The sequence below is a fragment of the Paraglaciecola mesophila KMM 241 genome (assembly GCF_000315015.1).
GTDB classification, from domain to species: domain Bacteria; phylum Pseudomonadota; class Gammaproteobacteria; order Enterobacterales; family Alteromonadaceae; genus Paraglaciecola; species Paraglaciecola mesophila.
On sequence record NZ_BAEP01000075.1, the window covers coordinates 1 to 21,796 of the forward strand.

Consider the following 21,796-nt stretch of genomic DNA (forward strand, 5'->3'; position numbering starts at 1 on the left):
ACCTTTTTCGATTACTTGGCGCACGGCCTCTTGTTTAAACTCGTCTGGATATTTTTTATTCATAACGCTTTTTACCTTACTTCGGTTTCTAAGTAAAAAGTGTCTACAAAGTTAGGGGAAGATCATAATTCACTCCTATTTAGAGGTGGGGTTTCCTACAAAAAGAGCCGTTGTACTTTAATTCAAATCGATTGAGGATTTTTACTGGGCTCTTGACGGTTGACGGTTGATGGTTGAGGAAAGAGATGGCGTTTAAGGTCAGTTTTTACGTAGGGGAATAGGCTACAAGATATGCTTGGCATGTGTTCGTTAAGGTTATTTCAGGCGTGTTTTAACAGCTGCAACAACTGCTTCGCTTTGGTCATTCCTCGAAGCCGTTGAGCAGAATCTAAGTTTAGTCGTTCTAGTATAGAGCTGTGAGTGTTGTCGATATGGCCCTTATTATCATCACGAATGCAGCGGCCTGTGATATCGACAAACTCACAATAGTCTTTTGGCTAATTCGGCTGTTTCGAGGTTAAGGCACAGCCCATCCACCTCACAGAATGAAACCCAAATTGGGTGTCTTTATATCGTCTTTCATCTGAGCAAAGAAACATGCCTGTCTTGGTTAGATGCCTCTTATGAGTGCCTGTACCTCAAAAGCTATCAATTTTAAGGTGTTATTTTGACTGGCGTTTATCAATTACATATTGAACGGCCATTCTAGCGAGACCAGCACCAATGCCCGACACTACTGCCCACGTTACAGCCTCTTTAAGGTCAGTGTTTTCACTTTCCTTGTCTTTCGGTGCGGGTTCGTTAGTCACCTTTTCCCACGATTTTTGTAGCGTTTTTCTTGCTAGAATGCCTGCCGATGCGGCGGCAAGTCCAATACCTACGTTCGTAATGAGTTGTTTACTGCTCATAATGTACCCCTCCAGATTATTAGTTAATATCTCAGTGCAAACCATAGACCTACTCTGTCAGTTTCTTACGTTATTGTTCGAGTTGTAGTCGTAATGCAGCTTGTAGGCTGATCACAACGAAAAAGAGAAGTGTGCTTTTGCGCCATAACAATCCCAGTAGTAAAATTCGTTAACTATCTTACGGGTACAATTGTAAATATTTCTCAAATAAAGGGCTTTCTTATCTTCTGTGAAAGCATTTGCGCATACCCATAATGTCAGGTAGCCGTTTATAACGTTGAACTTGGCCATTTTTATACAACGCAGCTTCGATTGTTTTGTCGTTTATTGCTTCCTGCAACGGCCGCGATAAATCATTGAGTTGACTTTCTTAAGATCAGACCGATTGATGATTTTCACTGGAATCTTGAGCGCTGAGGAAGGCAACGGTGTTTAAGGTCAGTTGTTAGGCAAGGGAGTAGACTACAAGATATGTAGGGAATGTGTTTGTTATGAGACATAAATCGAGTGTCGTTTAACCTTAAAATTGACCATCCTTATCATGGGCATCTTTATATCACCTCTCTTTATATCGCCTCGTTATATCGTCCAAAATCTAACGCCATCGAAGAACGCCGATCGTTATACATATATCGAACTTAGCGTTTATTCCCATCTGTAATCATTTTGCGGGCTCTCGCATCCGAATTTCGAATCATATCGTCAATCAGTGCTGTTTCAGGCATGTTCTTCCAATACTTTTTGGGCATTGAGCTTAACATCGCGCTCTTTTTGATACGGGCGGGATTAAATATATTAGTGTAATAAGTGAGCCAATATTTTTCTATACGGTCTTCATCAGGACACACACTCGGATCGGGATTATCTTCTAACACTAATTTTTCAGTATCCCAATGAGCAGCACGATAAGGCGTCAGTATCGACCAACGCATATTTTTAAAGCGGGTTTGGAAGAAGTCGAGTTTAACCTCCAAGCTGAAATGCTCTGGTTCATACCAAGCGATAAAGTGCTCTTGTCCGTCAAGTGCAACCTCTCTAAATCTCAAAAAAGCACTCATTTTGTACGCATCGCGTTTTACCGCTTTGGCTAATGTATTGAGTTGCAGTATATCTTCGTCAGTTTTTAACTGAATAAGGTTTTTGTTCTCGAAAATAACGCGCCATAAAACCCGATAACACAGTGCGAAGCGGCTAGCATCTTGATGACACAACGCATATTTAAAAAGCATTAAGACAGACTTGGGAATCGAGTGTTTCACTTGCTCTTTAGGGGCGGGCATAACCTCTTCAGTATGGCCAAACAGGTCGTCTTGTATAGACTCTGAACTTTGCCAAATAATGTTTTCAGGGGGGATAGATTGCGCTAAACATTCTCTTGATGCTATGCGCCACTCGTTGTATCCAGGCACTGAAGTGATAGTAATTGTTCTCATCTTGATGCTACTTCATTTAGGCGCCGAAGAGCTCAAACTGTTTCGGCTGTTTGAACTGCAATTCAAAATTATTGCCATCGAGTAAATGAATAGCAGGTGAGTAGTCACTCACAGTAATGAAAGGTTTTAGCTTTTGTAATGGCAGACGCATTTTAGTGAGATCCATCCAACTAAGCTTTGTATAACGGCGGATCGCCAGAATTTTTTGTACGGTGCGAGCACCAAGACCAGGTACTCTTAACAACATGAGTTTGTCGGCTTTATTTAAATCAATTGGAAATACATGACGATTGCGTAATGCCCATGCGAGCTTGGGGTCATGGTCCATATCAAGCATGTCGTCGTGCACGATTTCGTCAAGCGTGAATCCATAGAAACGCAGTAGCCAATCAGCCTGATAAAGACGATGCTCTCGCACCAAAGGCGCAGGCTTAAGCGGCAAAACTTCTGATGCATCGGGTATTGGTGAGAACGCAGAGTAATAAACTCGGCGTAGCTTTTGTTGGCTATAAAGCTGAACGCTCGCTCCCAATATGACTTTATCGTTTGAGCCATCGGCCCCTATGATCATCTGGGTTGACTGTCCGCCAGGGGCAAAGCGAGGAGGACGTTTACCTGTATGCGTTTTATCTACTTTATGCTCGGCTATTTTGTCTTTCAGAGTATTCATCGAGCTATGAATAGCGCCCAGGTCTTTTTCTGGCGCGTACTTATTTAATGAAAGCTGGGTTGGCATTTCTACATTAATGCTTAGCCGGTCGGCATATAAACCAGCTTCAGCCTGAAGTTCAGGCGAGGCATTGGGAATTGTCTTAAGGTGTATATACCCCTTGAACCCGTGATCGATACGTAAGGATTTTGCAATACGTACCATGCTTTCCATTGTAAGGTCTGGGGAACCGACGATGCCTGAACTAAGAAATAAGCCTTCGATATAGTTACGCTTATAAAAATTCAGTGTTAGCTCTACTGTTTCTTTCACAGTGAAACGGGCGCGTTGAACACTACTTGATACCCTATTGATGCAATAGTGACAATCGTAAATACAGTAGTTCGTCATTAGTATCTTTAGTAAAGAGACACACCGCCCATCAGGGGTAAAACTGTGGCATATTCCTGTACCGCCAGTAAGCGAACCTATGCCAGTTTTATCAGTTTTGCCAGCCTTACGTTTACCTGCCGTACCGCTTGCACATGAAGCGTCATACTTGGCTGCATCTGAGAGAATTTCGAGTTTTTGAATCAGTTTGTCATGCATCGCAGATTATTACTTTCTCTTAATAAATACACAAAGGCGGTCGATTCAGTCATAAATAATGAAAAGACACGGGTGTATCGGTTATTTAGTTTTCAAATTTTCCTAGGGTTTATATCATGTATAAATATACAGTACAATTTACATTCTAGAATAAAAGGGCCATCAATAATGAAGGGAGTCGAGTGCTTTTAAATAAGGGGGACTGTTGGCGCAAAAAGTTCTCTTACCTCATACCTGCCTACCCCATCACAGCCCTTAACTCAGCGAGTGTTTTATACACATTCTTTTCACCACCTTTTACAGCTGGATGAACCTAAAAAGATACCCATAATTAGAATGACGAAATGGTCATCTCTAGTTTCAATAAGGAGTTTCCTACTAGAAGAGTTGAAGTACTTTAAGTCAGGCCGATTGATGATTTGTACTGGGCTCTTAATGGTTGAGGGTTGAGGGAGGAGATGGCGTTTAAGGTCAGTTTTCAGGCAGGAGCCTAAGTCACAGGATATGTATGGAATGTGTTCGTTAGAAGTGCTTTAACCACGCTTTATAGCTGCGTTATACCTCTTTGGCTATGCTCTGTTAGTTTCAAAAATAGGGGAGGGCACATTATCACCTAGTGACTTTATTGAGTGGCATTGGGTAGGGCTGATGACAGCCCCGTTCAAGATTTGTTACTCGCTCTTAGAAGCGATTTAAAAGAAAGCAGGTAAAACAACAGGTGTACTATGACAAAAGCACTAGCCTTCTATCGCATTTAAGCCGAGGGTTGCCTGAAAGGTGAAAATCGTTCTGTTTTCATCTGAACTTACGGTTAGGCTTCCATCATGGGCAGAGGTAATTTGTGAGGCTATGAACAAACCTAAACCTAGGCCGCCGGTTTGTTTGTTGCTTTCATTGCGCCAAAAAGGTTGAAAGAGTTTATCAACCACCTCTGGTCTTATGGGCTCACCGCCATTGGTAACGCTTAATGCGAATACGCCGTTTTCAATGCTTGCGTTAACCTCAATGGCTTGTTGCGGGTCGCCATGCACAATGGCGTTTATCAGCAGGTTCGACAGCAACTGGGCAATTCGCTCAGGGTCGCAATTAACCGAGCCCTGGATATCAATGTGAGTTTGAATTTCTCGCTGTGGATGCAGCCCAGAGAGTTCATCAATCGTATGGATTAACATATCTTGCAGGTTGTTCACCGTCTTGACGTTTAATTGCATGCCGTTACCCATTTTACCTCGGGTTAAGTCCATCACATCGCTAATTAAACGTTTCATTCTTGTTGCGCTGCTGTCCATGCGCGCAAGTATTTTTTGGGAGGTGGCGTCTGTTACGTGGTCTTTTAAAAAGTCTACACCCATTGTCAGTGCTGATTATGGTGTTCTCAAATCGTGCCCTAGAATGGCAATGTATTGCTCTTGCAGTTTGGTTGCAGCCTTCTCATTGAATAGCTCAGATTGGGCAGTGATGAGCTGTTCGTCAACTTCAATCTGTCTAGAGAGTAATTCAGAGAATGACTTGATTTGCTGTTGAATCTCAACCGTTTTTAATTTTACCGGTAGAGGGTCTAAACCGCATAACGTGCCGAAGAAATCACCATTTTTGCTGTATATGGGAAAGGAAAAGTAACTTTCAAACCCATACATAATGGGAATTTCACTTTTACTGTAGTGCTCATCTTTTAAAGCATGCTCAATAACAATAGGTTGAGTCGACCTTTTAACCTGAATGCAAAAGGTGGTTGATATATCAAGTTCATCCCCTGGAAGAAGGTTGAAATTAACCTGATCGAGTACCGCGCATGTGGTCCACTTTTCATCTGTTACCCGGGCAATACAAATGAAGCGCAATCCGGTGGCATCTGACAACATCTGCATGATGTGTGGCACAGCTTCAATAGACTGAATAGTCTGAATATCTTTCTCAATTAACGCGTTCATTAGGTACTCTTTACTTTGCGATCTTATGGCTTATAACCGTTTACGACCTGTATATATTGCCATTCCATGGTCGATAAATCACTGGGGATTTTTGTTATAAATGTTGGCGGTTTAATCGTTAAGTCAATTCGGTGGAATATATAGCAAAACCGAGTGACTTCTTAAATGCCATTAAACCGTTTACTTGGCCTCAAGTCGATCCCTGAAAGGCTAAATTGCTGAATCTGTAATTTAGCGTTTATAAATCCAGTCATTTTAGTCATACCAATTCCACTAAATATTTGCCCTCTCTTCTTACCACTTTTTCCTTTCACTCTGACATTTTTCATTGATTTACAAGCGCTCAATAAAACAACAATTAATGTTGATCTGGATCAAGATGATGATCAATGAAATCGAGTTTAATTTTATTAGCTGATAGGCGATGTTGTGTTAGCAAGCTTATCAGCCAACCCAATTCAAATTTTTGATAGGAGATTGATGATGAGTAATATCAACTTAACGAATCGTTCTACTGACAAAAAACCTTCCGGCCAGTTTCCTCATTTGTTTGGCCAGCATTTTTTGGATGATTTTGTACAAAACTTCAGTTCGCATTTTCCGTTCGTACGAGAGACACCAGCAAAGGGCGACAGCAAACTAGATTTTGTGGATCCAAAGGTTGATATCACTGAGAACAAAAAAGCGTACACCTTAACCGCCGAGTTGCCCGGCCTTGATAATGACGACATTACCTTGGATTTATCCGACGGAATATTGACCTTGAGCGGTCAGAAAAACTACGAAAATGAAGCTGACAAGGACGACAACATACACATTATGGAGCGCAGCTACGGTAGCTTTCAACGTAGCTTTAGCCTACCGGTAAGCGTTGATCAGGATGCGATAAAAGCTGAGTTTAAAAAAGGCTTACTCCAGGTGACTTTACCTAAATCGGTAAAAGCTCAAGAGCTACAGCGAAAAATCGAAATTTCTGGTTAAGGTTAACTGGGTTAGCAGTTTATTAAGCGTTAGCGCTTAACGAATAGTAAAACACTTGGTCAGGGAAGACCTTTATCGGAGCTTGTTATGAATGTGGAAGCAGATATGCAAACGGTAGTAAAAGACACCTTAGTATTAGTGCTTGCTGGCGGTCAGGGCTCACGCCTTGATGGGCTAACGGAGATGCGCGCTAAACCCGTATTAGAATTTGGCAGCCATTGTCGAATTATTGACTTTCCTCTGTCTAATTGTGTGAATTCGGGGCTGAACCAAATTGCCGTGCTGACACAATACAAGTCGCAATGCTTAATACGTCATTTAATGCAGCATTGGGGGCGCTTAAACAGCAACGTTGGCGGTTGTTTCGATGTGCTGCCTGCGTCCCAGCAGAATGACCAGAGCTGGTATCAAGGTACCGCTGATGCTTGTTTTCAAAATATCGCTTACATTAAAGCAAAAGCGCCGAAGTATGTGATGATCCTCTCTGGCGATCACGTTTATCAAATGGACTACCGCAAACTGTTAGCTACCCATGTGAACAATAACGCAGATATGACGGTATCTTGCATTGAAGTACCCACAAAAAATGCTGCCAAACAACTCGGTGTACTCAGTGCAGCGCGCGACGGGCGTATTACAGCGTTTGCTGAAAAACCAGACTCGCCTCACGCTTTAATTGATGCGCCGGATTACTGCTTAGCGTCCATGGGTAATTATGTTGTGAATGCCGATGTCTTGTATGCGCTTTTAGAGAATGACGCGCAAATCGCTGATTCTGCTCATGACTTTGGTAAGAATGTGATCCCTAGCATTATTCAACAACATCGCGTTTTCGCTCATCGTTTTCGCGATGCCAGCGGCGACCAAATACCTTATTGGCGAGATGTTGGCACATTAGACAGCTATTGGCGTGCCCATTTAGATATACTCAACAACCGTGACATGCTGAATTTTACCGACCCTGACTGGCCGATATGGGGCAGTGCATTTTCAAATTCGCCAGTGGAGATCACGAACAGCTCTGACTTGGGCAAGTGCGATATCGAGCAAGTGCTAATAGGTTCGGGTTGTCGTCTAGATAGCTGTAGTGTTAAACAGTCGGTATTGTCTACTAATTGCAAAATTGACCCGTGCGCGGTCTTAGAAAGGTGCGTGTTGTTACCGGATGTCGCAGTCGGCTTTGGTGCTAAATTAGCAAACGTGATTATCGATAAGGGGGTAAATGTACCGGCTGAATTTGTTGTGAACGACAAAGACATAGCTAATCAACAAGGTTTTACCGTGACGCCAAAAGGTATTGTATTAATAACACAAAAGGTACTGGATGCTGTGATAGATGCCCAGCAAGAAGACGTGATGCCCACGCACGTACTGAAACTGTGCGGTGACGAATGGCTTACCGTCGGCGCGAGCGAGAGCGAAACTGAACATGATACAAGAAGGTTAAAAGGAAGCGAAAGGGACAGGGAATTAGTCGATAGAAGAGAATCAAAAACGGAAACGTCAAGGATTAACCAAGCCAACGCTACAGCAAATGAAAAGGTAAGGGCCCGTCACACAGCATCTCAGCGTTAACGCAAGTTCAGGGAGCAAGTTAGCGTCGTTTGCATGTACACCTAGACTTTAACGGCACGAAACGCGGCTGTTACTAAGCTTAGATAAAACGCCACCCCTAAGAGATATAGAAATTGATTGCCTTAGGGGGGGCTTAAAATAATGGCTCACAAAATAGGGCGTTTTCGCTAACGCTTAATCGGTAACGAGTCAGGGTGAAAAACGCAGCCAATACCTACATTACTTCCCTCAAAAAAACGCTTCAGGCTCAATTCATAACATTTTGATATCGATTTCATAGAATAACGTAACCAATTAGCGGTAGTTAATTTAACCAAAACAGGGTGTTTTCATTCGATTGCTTATCTTCGATTGTAGCTAAGTAACTGATTTTTAGTGATTAAGTTTGAGGGCTATGGTTTTTCTTTAACTTATTTAGCTAATAATATATTTCAAAACAAGACGTCTAGACGGTTGACATATAGACGTCTATACGGCAAATTGAGCTCCATGAACGTAGATTCGAAAATAATAACAAGCACCACCGGCATGATTATGATTATTACCTCTTTGAGGTGATCGCTGGCTTGTGCACATTAAACAGACATAAAGCCCGCAAATATAGCGGGCTTTTTTGTTATTTAGCGCAGCAAAAAGTTAATTAATGGTTGTTTCGACGCGGTGAAAGCCCTGCGTAAACAACCACCAGAGGAGCAAAATAAATGAAGGTGTTGAAGTTTGGCGGTTCGTCATTAGCTGATGCAGAGCGTTATTTACGGGTTAAAGATATCTGTTTGGATACCCACGCAACTAACGGCGCAGCAGTTGTGTTATCAGCCCCTAAAGGCGTAACCAATGCGTTATCTCTGTTATGTGAAGAAGCGGGTAATGGTAAAGATTACGGCGAGTTGTTCGCTAAACTGAACATGGTGCTTTTCGGTATTCTAGATGATTTAAAAGATACCCTACCTGAATTCGATGACAGCAAGCTTGCCCCTTACATTCAAAATGTATTGAATGAGTTAAATCAACACCTTGAAGGTTTCGCGCTACTTCGCTGTGCACCTGAATCCGTGGTGGCTAAGATTTTAAGCATCGGCGAGTACATGAGCGTGAACATTTTCAGTCAAATATTGACTACGCTTGGTACTAAAAACCAAATTATTGACCCTGCTGAACTGATTCTTGCCGAAGGCGATTACCTTGATAGCATCGCTGATGTAGCTGTGAGTAAAGCGCGTTTCAGTGACGTAGATAGCTCTGGCGACGTGGTATTGATTATGCCAGGTTTCGTAGCGGTTAACGCTGAAGGTGAAAAGGTCACGTTGGGGCGCAATGGCTCTGACTATTCAGCCGCTATTTTAGCTGCATGTATCGATGCTGAGTGCTGTGAAATTTGGACTGATGTAGACGGTGTTTATAATGCCGATCCTAACCAAGTTGATGGCGCAGTGTTGCTTGATAAATTAACCTATCAAGAAGCTATGGAGCTGTCTTATTTCGGGGCTAAAGTACTTCACCCGAAAACCATTGGGCCAATTGCTCAGCATCATATACCTTGCCTTATTCGTAATACCTTAAACCCAGCTGCCCCAGGCACGCTTATCAGCAATGAAAAAAGCACTAAGTGGACCAGTGTTAAAGGCATCTCACACCTTGACGACATGACCATGTTTAACGTGGCAGGCCCAGGTATGAAAGGCATGGTTGGCATGGCCAGCCGTGTATTTGAAGTGATGTCGAATGCCAACATCTCTATTAGCTTAATTACGCAGTCATCGTCTGAATACAGCATTAGTTTTTGTATTCACAGTAAAGATGCCACCCGCGCTCAAGACTTGTTAGAAGACTCGTTTGCCCTTGAGTTGGCCAATAACCTGCTTGACCCTATCGAAGTGCGTCACGATTTAGCGATAGTGACTTTGGTCGGTGACGGTATGCGCCATTCACAAGGCTTGGCGGCTAAGTTCTTTAGTTCATTAGCGCAAGCACGCGTGAATAACGTAGCGATTGCTCAGGGCTCTTCTGAGCGTTCAATTTCAACGGTAATTGAAAGCAGCAAAGCGAAAAAAGCAGTGAAAGTGGTTCACCAGAATTTCTTTTCAAATTTACACGCTATCGATGTGTTCTTAGTGGGCTGCGGTACGGTCGGCAAAGAGTTGCTTGGGCAAATCTCTCGCCAGCAAGCGGTGTTACTTGAACGTGGTATAAGCTTAAAAATTTACGGTATTGCCAATAGCCGTAAGCTTTTGTTGGCCTCAGGCGGTGTGGATTTAAACTACGATTGGGCAAGCCAATTGAATGACAGCGACCAGTCGCTTTCTGTTGATGCTTTGCAAAATTTTGTGATGCGCAACAGCTTGGTTAACCCGGTGGTAATTGATTGCACCAGTAGCACGGTGATTGCTGAGCTGTACGTTGAGCTAATGAACAGCGGCTTCCATGTGGTTACCCCAAACAAAAAAGCCAATACAGCGACTTATGCTTATTATCAGCAGTTGCGCGAAACGGCACAAAATACCAATCGCCAGTTCTTGTATGAAACCACAGTAGGCGCGGGCTTACCGGTAATCGATAACTTGCAAAAATTGATTTATGCCGGGGATGAGCTGCAACGTTTCGAAGGGATATTGTCAGGTTCATTATCATTCGTATTTGGCAAGTTAGATGAGGGCTTAACGCTTTCTCAAGCCACTGAAATTGCTAAAAAGAACGGCTTTACTGAGCCAGACCCACGAGATGACTTAAGCGGCACTGATGTGGCCCGTAAGCTATTAATTATGGCTCGAGAAGCGGACTTACAGCTTGAACTTGACGATATTCAAATTGAGCCCGTGTTGCCATCGCATTTTGACGATAGCGGCAGCATCGACGAATTTATGGCGAAGCTACCTGAGTTAGATGCCCTGTATTCAGATAAAGTTAACGCGGCCAAAGAGGAAGGCAAAGTACTGCGTTATGTAGGCTCTATCAGCAAAGGTAAGTGCGTCGTGTCGATTCAGGCTGTTGGCGAAGATCACCCTTTGTTTGTGATTAAAGAAGGCGAAAATGCCCTGGCTATCCACAGTAATTACTATCAGCCTATTCCTTACGTAATACGTGGTTATGGTGCGGGCGCTGCGGTAACTGCTGCGGGTGTTTTTGCTGATGTACTTAGAACCATGCCATGGAAGCAAGACGTGTAATGAGCGAATTAAATGACATGACGGGTAAAACGCTTCGCGCTTTTGCCCCGGCTTCAACAGGTAATGTTAGTTTAGGCTTTGATTTGCTAGGCGCTGCGTTAAAGCCCATTGATGGCACAGTACTTGGGGATGAAGTTGACCTTGAATTGGCTGACGAGTTTAGCCTTGCTGTCGAAGGTGCCTTTGCGCATAAATTACCGGCAGATCCTGACACCAACATAGTGACTCGTTGTTATCAGCATTTTGTAAAAGTGATGAGTGAAAAGGGTGTTGAACTCCCGCCAGTCAAAATGACCTTACATAAACATTTGCCTATTGGCAGTGGTTTAGGGTCTAGTGCGGCATCGGTTGTGGCTGCGCTGCATGGTTTAAATGAATTTTACGGTCAACTGCTAGGTGACGTGCCATTTAACCAGCACGAATTGTTGTTGATCATGGGCGAATTGGAAGGTCAGATCAGTGGCAGTGTACATTATGATAATGTCGCACCTTGTTACTTAGGTGGCTTGACCTTAATGGCGGAACAAGCTGATACGCTAGCCTTACAATTGCCAACGTTCAAACATTGGTATTGGGTGGCGTGTTATTCAGGTATTACGGTATCAACCGCGGCGGCCAGAGATATTCTGCCGAAGCAGGTGTCTATGCCAAATACGTTAAAATTTGGCCGTCAGTTGGCTGTTTTTGTGGATGCGCTTTATCGCCAGGACGAGAAGCTCGCGGTGAATATGATGACGGATGTTATCGCAGAACCGTATCGAAAATCATTATTGCCACACTTTGATGAGTCTCGTGAGTTTGCGATGCAAAATGGCGCTATGGCGTTTGGTATTTCAGGATCTGGGCCAACCGTATTTGCGGTGTGCGACAACCTTGAACAGGCGCAAACCATCAGCACGTGGTTGCAAGAGAATTATATCCAAAATGACACCGGCTTTAGTCATGTGTGTCAGCTTGATGAACAAGGCGCTGTGGCAAAAGACATCAGCGCTTAGCATAATATTAAAATACGCTTAGTTGAATAAGCACAAAAGGTAAGAAACGTGGAACTAGTTAATTTAAAAGACCCCTCGGACAAAGTCAGCTTTGCACAAGCGGTTAAAAAAGGGTTAGGCAAAAACCAAGGGTTATATTTCCCTACTAGTTTGCCAAAATTTGATGATATCGATGCCATTCTTGATATGCCATTTGTTGAGCGTTCAGTTGAAATTTTAAGCCAGCTAATTGGTGATGAGATCCCTAGAGACCGTTTGCAGGGCATCGTAGAGCGTGCCTTCGCTTTTGAAGCCCCGTTAGCGAAAGTAACCGACAACGTTTACAGCCTTGAGTTATTCCACGGCCCAACGTTGGCGTTTAAAGATTTCGGTGGCCGTTTTATGGCTCAGTGTTTAACTGAAATCGCCGCTGGCGAAAAAATCACCATTTTGACTGCTACCTCAGGTGATACTGGCGCTGCGGTTGCTCATGCATTCCATGGTTTAGATAACATCAATGTGGTTATCTTATTCCCGAAGGGCAAAATTAGCCCACTGCAAGAGAAGCTGTTCACCACCTTGGGTGACAACATTCACACGGTCTCGATTGAAGATGACTTCGATGCGTGTCAGCAAATGGTGAAAAGCGCGTTTGATGATGTTGAAGTACGTGAAGGCTTGCACCTTAATTCAGCTAACTCTATTAACATTAGCCGTTTAGTAGCGCAGGTTTGCTACTATTTTGAAGCCGTTTCACAGCTAAGCAAAGAGCAGCGTGATGACGTGGTTATCTCAGTGCCTAGTGGCAACTTTGGTAACTTAACCGCAGGCATGATTGCAAAAACCATGGGCTTGCCTGTTAAGCACTTTGTGGCTGCTACTAACTTGAATGATACCGTGCCACGTTACTTGAAAACCGGTGAATGGGATCCAAAAGATACAATAGCAACCATATCTAACGCGATGGATGTTAGCCAACCTAATAACTGGCCGCGCATTGAAGCCATAATCGAACAAGGGTACTTGTCACGTGAAATACTATCAGGTGATATGATTGATGAAGACTACACCCAAGTGGCTATGCGTCAACTTGCGCAATTAGGCTACGTTTCAGAGCCGCACGCGGCGATTGCATACAAAGCATTGCTGCGCCATATGGATGAAGGCGATACGGGGATATTCCTTGGAACAGCGCACCCAGCTAAGTTCCGCGAAACGGTCGAAAACGTATTGGGCCAACCGATTAGTTTACCTCAACCTTTGGTTGACTGTTCTACCAAAGAAAGCTTCGCTGTGGATTTGCCAAGCGATTATGAAGTGTTGAAAAAGCACTTGTTTAGCCTACTAGGCTAAGCGATTTTTTACCGTTTTTAAGGCTGGGTAAATGACGCAAGCCGCAACGTGGCAAACCCTACTCGGAGAAGAAAAGCGGCAAGCTTACTTCACCCATATGATGGACTTTATCGCTAGCGAGCGCGCGAGCGGTAAAGTGATTTATCCCGCCGCTGAAGACGTATTTAATGCATTTAGTTGCACCGAGTTTAATCAAATTAAAGTGGTTATTCTTGGGCAAGACCCTTACCACGGGCCTAATCAGGCCCATGGTTTGAGCTTTTCAGTACAAAAAGGTGTGAAAACACCCCCTTCTTTGAAAAACATGTACAAAGCACTGCAACACGATTTTCCGGATTATATCTTGCCTGAGCATGGCTGTTTGCAATCGTGGGCTGAACAGGGTGTGTTTTTGCTTAATACCGTGCTCACCGTTGAGCAAGGTAAAGCCCATTCGCATGCCAAGATTGGCTGGGAGAGATTCTCGGATAAAGTGATTGCACTTATCAACGAGCATGCACAAGACGTGGTGTTTTTGTTATGGGGCAGTCATGCCCAGAAAAAGGCAGGGTTGATTGATACATCAAAGCACCATATTTTAACCGCTGCGCACCCATCCCCATTATCTGCTTATCGCGGTTTTTTTGAATGTGGGCATTTTGCTCAGACCAATCAAATATTAATAGATAGCGGTCGCACGCCTATTAACTGGCAGATTTAAGCGGCATTAATCCCATGTTCACTAACGACTGTATTGCGACCTCTTTGTTTGGCTTTATAAAGCGCGCTATCGGCTACGTTAAATAGCTCTGTGAAGTTCTGATTGCGCTTAAGCTGTGCCACACCAAAACTACATTGTATGGGCTGACCAGGAGCGACCTCAGCTTTGTTCACACTATATAAAATACGCTGAGCAACCTGCTGGGCATCGATAATGGTCGAGTCTGGCAGTAACGCCACGAACTCATCGCCACCGAAACGCCCTAGTAAATCGGTGGGACGCAACGAGAGCTGAGCGACCTTACAAACACGTTGCAGCGCTTTATCACCGACACTGTGACCGAAGGTATCATTAATTTTTTTGAAGTTGTCCATGTCAAAGACGATGAGACAAAGCGGGTCGCTGTCTTTCAAACTGCGGTTAACGGCTCGCTCAGCTTGTTGCATGAAATGCTGGCGTGACGCCGTTTGGGTGAGAGCGTCAATTGTGATGATGGCTTGCAGCTTTTCGTTGTCGGCCATTAAAGCAGGCACCGCTATGCCAAACAGCGCGTTAGCGGCGATGACAATAATGCCAAATTGGTAAATTAACACGAACTCATTCAGACCAAATAGATTAGTGCATAATGCAATCATCATACAGCTGTAGGTGAGGCTGAGCATGTTGAATAAAGCACTCTCAGTGCACGCTATCCACATGTGCGGAATAACTAACAGAAAGATAACAAATGCACTTTCTGGCTGTTGGGTAAATCGATTCAAGGTCACCGTGAAGAGCACTAATAACGTGACTACTAACAGCTTAGTGAGAAAAAAAGAGTTGGGCTGGGTTTGATTAGGGCTAAGGTATCTTTTTAGGTCAAAACGGCTGTCGGCTAATTTGTTACTCAATACGGCTGCAAAAATAGGCGCTAAGATTAACAATCCTGCGTAGTCACCAATCCAAAAAGCTAACCATGTTTGTTCGAATTCTTCAGGCTGCATCATATTGCTAATGATTAAGCTGTAGATAACTAACAGAGTTGTGCCTAAAGATGCCACGCCTGTGTTAATGATATACATGATGGTTAACCCGGGTATGCTCAATCGTTCAGAACGGGCAGCCCATAAAAACACTTGCGACCCAAGCCAATAAGGAATGATATGTGCGCAGCCAAAAAACAAACCTGCCTGAATACTTTGTGCAAAATCTAGGGGTAAGTTGTATTGCATACAGGTGATGACGGTGACAACAACAGCGCAAAACAGAATCGGGACTAATGCCGCTGTGCCAGCCACAAGAAGCGCTGCATATGTTAAACCGGAAGCTGGGAACCAAACACTTGCGTGGGCGGTATATTCCATCAGCTGAGCAATGGACCACACACCTAGCCACAAAAGTATAAACATTAGTGCATGACTAATCTTTTGCGTTATTGATACTGGGCTGGTATCGGCTGACAAGATTTATACACTCCTCAATTGAACAGCACGAACATCATGGACAAACTTAAGCTATTAATCATGATGACTGACTCAACGCGCAGACCGGCTGCTTGTCGTCAATCGATAAACTCATATGCACGAGTTGTATCATATTGACACATATTTCATTTTGTCACACCTCATAACGTCTTTATCGACAGGCACAATACCTTACGGTATAACGGTTGGAGAGATTTTCAACCTTTTGAGCTGGCAAGTAGATGAAGTGCCGAGCAATCGTTAAGGGTACAAAAAAGCCCAATATATGCACAGAATATATTGGGCTTAATAAAGCGTTCTTTTGTCAGTCACTAAGCATCAAAGTCATTAGACAGAGTCGTTAAACAAGGTCGTTAGACAACATTGGTCCCTGACTATTTTGTAAGGCAACCAAGCAATTTATTTTTGTTTAGATAACCAAACAATCAAATTAACAATGTCGTCGTTGTTCATGTCACGGGTAAACTTAGCTTGGTATTTACCGTTAACAATGAAGTTAGGTACACCACGCAGGTGACTGCGGTATTCCTGAACTAGCTTATTGTTCTTTTTCAACATGCTGTTGACGCCAAAGCTACTCACAAGTTTATCGAAATCCGCTTCTTCTACACCATTAACCATAAAGATATTTTTTAAATCTTTGATGTTGGTGATAGGTGATTTCTGTACATGAATGTAACGGAAAATAGCGGTGCTTAAAGAATCTTCTTTCTTTAATGCGCGGGCAACCATAAGGGCACGACTGGCATCGTCTTGGGTTTCACCACTGGTAAAGCCCATGAAGTTCACGTGTACTTTTTCGAATTTTACGTCATCGCCCATTTTTTCTTGGATCTTTTTAGCGATGGGTTCGAACTGAAAACAATGTGGACACCAATAAGAGAAGAATTCATTAATGACAGGTTTGTCAGTGGCGGTTTCGTTAATGATGGTGTAATGCTCACCTTCTTTCCATGTTTCTTGGGCGCATGCTTGAAGCGGTACTAACACCGCAATAAAAAAAGCAAGTATGATTTTTTTCATTGTTAATTCATCTCTTTAGTAAAAATAACTCGGGGCAGATTAGCATAGCTAACATAAAATGCCGACTGCACTTTGTAACCAGTTATAAGAAAATATATCTTATGGGGCACGCATTAACAGAATCTGAATAAGCTTAAATTCGCAGTTCAGTTTCGTGCAAAGCGGAGAACTGCTCTTTTAGAGCCAGTATTTGCTGCTCCCAATACTTGGGCTCGGCAAACCAGGCAAACGCCTGAGGAAAGGCAGGGTCTTGCCAACGTCTATGCAACCACGCCATATAATGCACCATACGCATAGCACGAAGAGGCTCAATTAGACTTAATTGTGCGGGGTTAAACTCACAAAACTCATCATAGGCTTCAACTATGGTGCTTAGCTGAAGCGATTGAGCTTGGCGCTCGCCAGAGAGCATCATCCATAAATCTTGCACGGCTGGGCCATTGCGGCAATCGTCTAAATCCACAAACGTTGGCCCATCACGCCACAAGATATTACCTGGATGGCAATCTCCATGTAAACGCATAATGTCGCTTGTGTGGTAGCGCTCACGGGTTAGCGTGACCACTTGCTCTAAGATAGTGAAAAACGCTTCGTGTAAGCTTGAAGGAATAAGCTGACTATTTTGTAACTCAGCCACTGACTTTACCAGATAGTCTTCAATATTAATGGTTGGCCTGTGGGTGAATAAACGTGTCTTAGCTACTTGGTGAATACGTCCGATAAAACGGCCCATCCACTCAAGTTGATCCAAGTTATCAACTTCAAATTGACGCCCACCCACTGAGGGAAAAAGCGCAAAATGATAGTCTTGATATAAATGCAGGCTCTTACCGTTGATCACGAGGGGCGCGACGACAGGCACCTCATGTTCAGCGAGTTCTAACGAGAAGCTGTGCTCTTCGTTTAGTTGCGCTTCGCTCCAGCGCTGGGGCCGATAAAACTTTGCCACATAACGCTTACTATCTTGGCCAACAAACTGATAAACGCGATTTTCATAGCTGTTTAGGGCGAGTAAGCCGGATTCTACCAACACGCCTTCAGATTCGATGGCATCTAAGATAAGGTCCGGGGTTAGCTCGCTAAAATTAAATGTACTCATTAACGGTACAAGAATTTAGAGGTTTGCTCGATAACGGCGTCCTCGTCTTCTTGAGCACGAATGGTAAAGCTGAAGGCCGTCACCGGATCTTCTAATTGGTACGGGTCGATTGCGATACTAATTGGCAGGTTATATACCTCGCCGCCCATTACCGTGACACTTTTTTCACCTATGTATCTGTGGCCTTCAAGTCCATTTACTTCAATATCAAAATGCTGAGTATGCTGTGATTTATTCAGTATCTTAAGCGTATATACGTTTTCTATTAAGCCGTCGTTGGTTTCGCGATAAAGCGCGTTACGATCTCGAATAATATCGACTTCTAATGGGACTCGGCTTAACAATTCAAAGACCAGCAAAGCACTCATTAAGACCAAAACAACGGCATAGCCCATGAGTTTCGGGCGAAATATTTTGGTTTGGCCACCGGCTAACTGGGTTTCAGATGTAAAACTGATAAGCCCTTTGGGGTAATTCATTTTGTCCATCACGCCATTACAGGCATCGACACAGGCGCCACAGTTTATGCACTCGTATTGTAAACCGTTGCGGATATCGATACCCGTTGGGCACACTTGCACACATAAGTTGCAATCAACACAGTCACCTAAACCTTTGGCAGCATTTTGCTCTCGAGTTGCTTTGCGCGAACGTGGCCCGCGTTGTTCGCCGCGCTGTGCATCATACGCCACGGTAAAAGTGTCTTTGTCGAACATAGCACTTTGAAAACGTGCGTAAGGGCATATGTGGGTACACATAATTTCACGCATGTAGGCGGCATTACCGTAAGTACAAACCGCAAAAAACAGCACACATACGGTTGCCCAAAAGCTTGATGAAAAGGTAAAGAAGTCGACGAATAAGGCGTCGATAGGCGTAAAATAGCCCACGAAAGTGAGTGATGTGAGCAATGCCACACTCACCCAAGCGATATGCTTCAAGGTTTTGCGGATGAACTTGTCTGTGTCCATCTTGCGTTCATCTAATTTGATGCGCTTGTTACGGCTGCCTTCAATCTTCTCTTCAAACCAAATATAGATGAAGGTCCATGTGGTTTGCGGGCACATAAAGCCGCACCAAACACGACCAGCAAAGGTCGTCACGAAAAACAAGGCGAATGCGGCAACGATGAATATCCACGCTAGCAGTGTTAAGTCTTGTGGCCATAAGGTTAAGCCGAATATTTGAAAACGTTGAGCGCCGATATCCAGCAAAATGGCTTGGCTGCCTTCAAATTGCAACCACGGAAGAATGGCAAAAATAGATAGAAACACTAAACCAAAAAAGCGCCTGAAGTTTTCTAGGGCGCCTTTAACGGCTCTCACATAGATGCGATTGCGAGGTGTGTACTGATCATTGTGTTTGCTTTTGTCAGGGCGATGAACCTGAACTGGAGAAATATCTTTTACGGGAATGCGGTCACTCATTGCTGCTCCTTGACTGAACCGAGATACATAGGGCACTTTAACGCGGCGCATATTAGCATTTTTTTGCTGTCATTACGCTAGTTTGCGTTATCGATTATGTTAAAGGTTGATACAGATCAGCCTGTTGGCTTTTTACTAAATGTGAGTAGCAACACAAGAATAGGGTTAGCGGTCGTGACGGGGGTATCTCAAGGTAAACTTAACACCACCTAACACTGAATCTTGCACTTGGCAGTCTCCCTCATGCCACTGCTGTATTCGTCGGACAATGGCTAAGCCTAGTCCCGCACCACCGTAAGCGCGCGTGCGCCCTTCATCGGGACGATAAAAAGCATCAAATATTCTTTCTTGAACGTCTTTTGGAATACCAGGCCCATCGTCTTCTACACTTAGCACCACGTAGTCATCGTCTTGAGTGATATTGATTAAAATACGTGATTTTGCATATCGACTGGCGTTAACCAATAGGTTTTCTAGCGCCCTTTGTACAAAATGGTCATCCCCAAGAAGCAGTAAATTTTCACCTGTGATAGAGATGTCATGATTGGCTAAATGCGGTGTTTGCAAATGCGAAACCACTTGCTCTACGAGTTCTTTGATGGGAATTTCAGCTAAGTTAAGTTCAGGATAAAGTACATCACTACCCGCGTAATCAAGCATTTCTTGGACGAGCCTTTCCAGCTCTTCCACATCCAGAGACATGGCATTCCATTTTACAGAATCGCTGGCGGGTCGTGCTTCAAGCGCGAATTTTAAACGCGCTAGCGGAGTGCGAAACTCATGCGCCACAGCCCCAGATAGCTCTCGCTGGGATTGCAGTAAACTCTTCACCTTTAGGCTCATGTTGTTGAGTGCTTGGGCAATAGGAGCGATGAGTGATGTATTAGGAATGTGGTTATCTACTAGGCTGCCGTCATCTTGAACGTGACTAACACTGCGTTTAAGAGCGCTTAAATCACGCCACAATGGCCAAAGCCAAAGGGCGATTAGTCCCCCAAGGCACACAAAAAAGATGCCACTGTAGAGCATGAACGTTTGACTGTTGTTTTGTGGACGGGTGATGTTTAGCTCGAGTAAGTCGTTCTCGTTAAGAGCGATGTATAATTGTTCGCCAAATTGCTTGTCGTACAATAAAACACTTTTGCCGTCTTTAAGCTGTTCTGCACTTTGGGCGTTCCAACCAATACTGTGGAACGGCAAGACCGTGTGGGGCAGTGCGGTGCTTTGGGCTAACGCAAGTAAGTTATCATGATTATTTTTGGCCGCATCAAACAAGGTCATTATTGTTGCAACATGACCTGTTGGCTCTTGGGATGTATGGCTGAAAAGTCGCTCTAACCCCGCACTTAGGCCAATCATGGCTAGCACAATAAAAAGGTACAAACTGACAAACAATCTAGCCATGTTGAAAGGTTATTCCCATGCGTCAGCGACGAAGTAAAATCCTTTTCCCCAGATGGTTTTAATACGGTAGGGGTGGCGCGGGTCATCCTGCAGCTTTTTACGCAAACGTGAAATGCGCACATCCGCTGAGCGGTCTAAACCGTCGTATTCTCTGCCGATAAGTTCACGATAAAGCGTGTTGCGATCGACCAGTTGAGACGCATTTGAGGCCAACTTCCAGAGCATATCGAATTCATGACTCGTCAGGGGCACATCTTCTTTTTGCAGAGTTACCTGGCGTGCTAAATAATCAAGCGTTAGCTGGCAAAAACGCAGTTGGCTGGCTCTCTCAAGTGGGGGCTGAACTGCATTACTTCTCCTCAGTAGGGCCTGAATACGCGCTAACAGCACCCGTGGTTCGACAGGTTTCATAACGTAATCATCTGCGCCAATCTCTAGGCCGAGTACATGATCAAAATCGCTGTTTTTTGCTGTCATAAATAATAATGGACCTTGATAGTCGGGCCGTATTTTCTTGCACAGGGTAAAGCCGTTATCTCCTGGTAGCATTACGTCTAACACGACCAAATCTGGCGGGTTCTGCTTAATTTCAGCAAGCAAGCCTTTACCGTCATGCAAACAGCTCACAGTGAAATTATGCTGCTGCAAATATTCACTGACGAGCAGGCTGAGTCGTGCGTCATCTTCAACAAGTAAAATGTGTGGCATTAGAATAGGCTCCAAGGGTTGTTGACCCGAAAACGGGTGCTGCGCTGAGTAGATTTAACGCTTAGCGGTTGTTGAAGAAAAGTTTCGCCCTGCACGTTTTTTAGCAATAAGCTTGTATTGTCATCTATCGTCAGTGTTAAGTCTTTTTGCAGTAGGGCCTCGCTAGAGCAAAACAACTGCTGTGGCGACAGCGTTACAACATAAACACAGTATTCTTGCTGGCGTTGATTTTGTACCTGTACCGACAGCGTAAAATGGCACTGCGCACCAACGTGCTGGTTAACGCACACCGTGGGTTGAATTTGCCAACTAAACTCAAGCTCCTCAGCGCATACTTCGTTCCATAACACCATGCTCAAACAGGCCAGCAGCACTCTCAAATTATGCGTGCTCCA

The 21,796-nt window shown here is 44.0% G+C and carries 18 protein-coding genes and 1 pseudogene; 6 read left to right on the forward strand and 13 right to left on the reverse strand.

Going from position 1 to position 21,796, the window contains the following annotated elements:
* Positions 1 to 320: 320 nt before the first annotated feature.
* The 6 genes and pseudogenes from GMES_RS22520 to GMES_RS22880 form a co-directional block, all read right to left on the reverse strand.
* Positions 321 to 494 (reverse strand): annotated as a pseudogene (locus tag GMES_RS22520) (transposase); the annotation flags it as partial.
* 168 nt (positions 495 to 662) lie between these two features.
* The gene (locus tag GMES_RS17950) at positions 663 to 908 is read right to left on the reverse strand and encodes a DUF4235 domain-containing protein (RefSeq protein ID WP_006994189.1); all 246 of its coding nucleotides are present in this window, start codon (positions 906 to 908) and stop codon (positions 663 to 665) included.
* A 638-nt stretch (positions 909 to 1,546) separates the two neighbouring features.
* Complete coding sequence (locus GMES_RS17955; protein ID WP_006994190.1) at positions 1,547 to 2,341, reverse strand: TIGR03915 family putative DNA repair protein; 795 nt, start codon at positions 2,339 to 2,341, stop codon at positions 1,547 to 1,549.
* Positions 2,342 to 2,357: 16 nt separating this feature from the next.
* On the reverse strand, positions 2,358 to 3,599 hold the full coding sequence (locus GMES_RS17960; protein ID WP_039987762.1) for a putative DNA modification/repair radical SAM protein: 1,242 nt from the start codon (positions 3,597 to 3,599) through the stop codon (positions 2,358 to 2,360).
* 737 nt (positions 3,600 to 4,336) lie between these two features.
* Positions 4,337 to 4,867 carry a sensor histidine kinase gene (locus GMES_RS22875; RefSeq protein WP_226990333.1) on the reverse strand — a complete coding sequence of 177 codons (531 nt, stop codon included), beginning with the start codon at positions 4,865 to 4,867 and terminating at the stop codon, positions 4,337 to 4,339.
* Positions 4,868 to 4,963: 96 nt separating this feature from the next.
* Complete coding sequence (locus tag GMES_RS22880) at positions 4,964 to 5,530, reverse strand: GAF domain-containing protein (protein WP_226990334.1); 567 nt, start codon at positions 5,528 to 5,530, stop codon at positions 4,964 to 4,966.
* A gap of 483 nt (positions 5,531 to 6,013) precedes the next feature.
* Between GMES_RS22880 and GMES_RS17970 the strand changes: the two genes are divergently transcribed.
* The 6 genes from GMES_RS17970 (at position 6,014) to ung (ending at position 14,277) form a co-directional block, all read left to right on the forward strand.
* Positions 6,014 to 6,511: an Hsp20/alpha crystallin family protein gene (locus GMES_RS17970; protein ID WP_226990335.1), complete on the forward strand. Its 498-nt coding sequence runs from the start codon at positions 6,014 to 6,016 to the stop codon at positions 6,509 to 6,511.
* Positions 6,512 to 6,598: 87 nt separating this feature from the next.
* Positions 6,599 to 8,086, forward strand: coding sequence for a glucose-1-phosphate adenylyltransferase (glgC, locus tag GMES_RS17975; protein ID WP_006994194.1), 1,488 nt, complete (start codon positions 6,599 to 6,601; stop codon positions 8,084 to 8,086).
* A gap of 701 nt (positions 8,087 to 8,787) precedes the next feature.
* Positions 8,788 to 11,250 carry a bifunctional aspartate kinase/homoserine dehydrogenase I gene (gene thrA, locus GMES_RS17980; protein ID WP_006994196.1) on the forward strand — a complete coding sequence of 821 codons (2,463 nt, stop codon included), beginning with the start codon at positions 8,788 to 8,790 and terminating at the stop codon, positions 11,248 to 11,250.
* On the forward strand, positions 11,250 to 12,245 hold the full coding sequence (thrB, locus tag GMES_RS17985; RefSeq protein ID WP_006994197.1) for a homoserine kinase: 996 nt from the start codon (positions 11,250 to 11,252) through the stop codon (positions 12,243 to 12,245). The genes thrA and thrB overlap by 1 nt, the downstream gene beginning before the upstream one ends.
* A gap of 48 nt (positions 12,246 to 12,293) precedes the next feature.
* The gene (gene thrC / locus GMES_RS17990) at positions 12,294 to 13,577 is read left to right on the forward strand and encodes a threonine synthase (protein WP_006994198.1); all 1,284 of its coding nucleotides are present in this window, start codon (positions 12,294 to 12,296) and stop codon (positions 13,575 to 13,577) included.
* A 31-nt stretch (positions 13,578 to 13,608) separates the two neighbouring features.
* Positions 13,609 to 14,277 (forward strand): uracil-DNA glycosylase, encoded by a 669-nt coding sequence (gene ung / locus GMES_RS17995; RefSeq protein WP_006994199.1) that lies wholly within the window; start codon positions 13,609 to 13,611, stop codon positions 14,275 to 14,277.
* Here the strand turns inward: ung and GMES_RS18000 are convergent.
* From GMES_RS18000 to GMES_RS18030, 7 genes are all read right to left on the reverse strand, one after another.
* Complete coding sequence (locus tag GMES_RS18000; protein ID WP_006994200.1) at positions 14,274 to 15,719, reverse strand: sensor domain-containing diguanylate cyclase; 1,446 nt, start codon at positions 15,717 to 15,719, stop codon at positions 14,274 to 14,276. The genes ung and GMES_RS18000 overlap by 4 nt on opposite strands.
* Positions 15,720 to 16,139: 420 nt before the next feature.
* Positions 16,140 to 16,763, reverse strand: a complete 624-nt coding sequence (locus tag GMES_RS18005; protein WP_006994201.1) for a thiol:disulfide interchange protein DsbA/DsbL — start codon at positions 16,761 to 16,763, stop codon at positions 16,140 to 16,142.
* 133 nt (positions 16,764 to 16,896) lie between these two features.
* The gene (locus GMES_RS18010; RefSeq protein ID WP_006994202.1) at positions 16,897 to 17,862 is read right to left on the reverse strand and encodes a serine/threonine protein kinase; all 966 of its coding nucleotides are present in this window, start codon (positions 17,860 to 17,862) and stop codon (positions 16,897 to 16,899) included.
* Positions 17,862 to 19,289: a cytochrome c oxidase accessory protein CcoG gene (ccoG, locus tag GMES_RS18015; RefSeq protein ID WP_006994203.1), complete on the reverse strand. Its 1,428-nt coding sequence runs from the start codon at positions 19,287 to 19,289 to the stop codon at positions 17,862 to 17,864. The genes GMES_RS18010 and ccoG overlap by 1 nt, the downstream gene beginning before the upstream one ends.
* Before the next feature lie 165 nt (positions 19,290 to 19,454).
* Positions 19,455 to 20,693, reverse strand: a complete 1,239-nt coding sequence (locus GMES_RS18020) for an ATP-binding protein (RefSeq protein WP_006994205.1) — start codon at positions 20,691 to 20,693, stop codon at positions 19,455 to 19,457.
* Between the two features lie 9 nt (positions 20,694 to 20,702).
* The gene (locus GMES_RS18025; RefSeq protein WP_006994206.1) at positions 20,703 to 21,401 is read right to left on the reverse strand and encodes a response regulator; all 699 of its coding nucleotides are present in this window, start codon (positions 21,399 to 21,401) and stop codon (positions 20,703 to 20,705) included.
* Positions 21,401 to 21,775, reverse strand: a complete 375-nt coding sequence (locus tag GMES_RS18030) for a DUF3019 domain-containing protein (RefSeq protein ID WP_226990344.1) — start codon at positions 21,773 to 21,775, stop codon at positions 21,401 to 21,403. The genes GMES_RS18025 and GMES_RS18030 overlap by 1 nt, the downstream gene beginning before the upstream one ends.
* Positions 21,776 to 21,796: the final 21 nt, after the last annotated feature.

Bases quoted from the DNA above. Each gene is read 5' to 3' on its own strand.
- GMES_RS17950 (WP_006994189.1), bottom strand. From the start codon at position 908: ATGAGCAGTAAACAACTCATTACGAACGTAGGTATTGGACTTGCCGCC.
- GMES_RS17955 (WP_006994190.1), bottom strand. From the start codon at position 2,341: ATGAGAACAATTACTATCACTTCAGTGCCTGGATACAACGAGTGGCGC.
- GMES_RS17960 (WP_039987762.1), bottom strand. From the start codon at position 3,599: ATGCATGACAAACTGATTCAAAAACTCGAAATTCTCTCAGATGCAGCC.
- GMES_RS22875 (WP_226990333.1), bottom strand. From the start codon at position 4,867: ATGAAACGTTTAATTAGCGATGTGATGGACTTAACCCGAGGTAAAATG.
- GMES_RS22880 (WP_226990334.1), bottom strand. From the start codon at position 5,530: ATGAACGCGTTAATTGAGAAAGATATTCAGACTATTCAGTCTATTGAA.
- GMES_RS17970 (WP_226990335.1), top strand. From the start codon at position 6,014: ATGAGTAATATCAACTTAACGAATCGTTCTACTGACAAAAAACCTTCC.
- glgC (WP_006994194.1), top strand. From the start codon at position 6,599: ATGAATGTGGAAGCAGATATGCAAACGGTAGTAAAAGACACCTTAGTA.
- thrA (WP_006994196.1), top strand. From the start codon at position 8,788: ATGAAGGTGTTGAAGTTTGGCGGTTCGTCATTAGCTGATGCAGAGCGT.
- thrB (WP_006994197.1), top strand. From the start codon at position 11,250: ATGAGCGAATTAAATGACATGACGGGTAAAACGCTTCGCGCTTTTGCC.
- ung (WP_006994199.1), top strand. From the start codon at position 13,609: ATGACGCAAGCCGCAACGTGGCAAACCCTACTCGGAGAAGAAAAGCGG.
- GMES_RS18005 (WP_006994201.1), bottom strand. From the start codon at position 16,763: ATGAAAAAAATCATACTTGCTTTTTTTATTGCGGTGTTAGTACCGCTT.
- GMES_RS18010 (WP_006994202.1), bottom strand. From the start codon at position 17,862: ATGAGTACATTTAATTTTAGCGAGCTAACCCCGGACCTTATCTTAGAT.
- ccoG (WP_006994203.1), bottom strand. From the start codon at position 19,289: ATGAGTGACCGCATTCCCGTAAAAGATATTTCTCCAGTTCAGGTTCAT.
- GMES_RS18020 (WP_006994205.1), bottom strand. From the start codon at position 20,693: ATGGCTAGATTGTTTGTCAGTTTGTACCTTTTTATTGTGCTAGCCATG.
- GMES_RS18025 (WP_006994206.1), bottom strand. From the start codon at position 21,401: ATGCCACACATTTTACTTGTTGAAGATGACGCACGACTCAGCCTGCTC.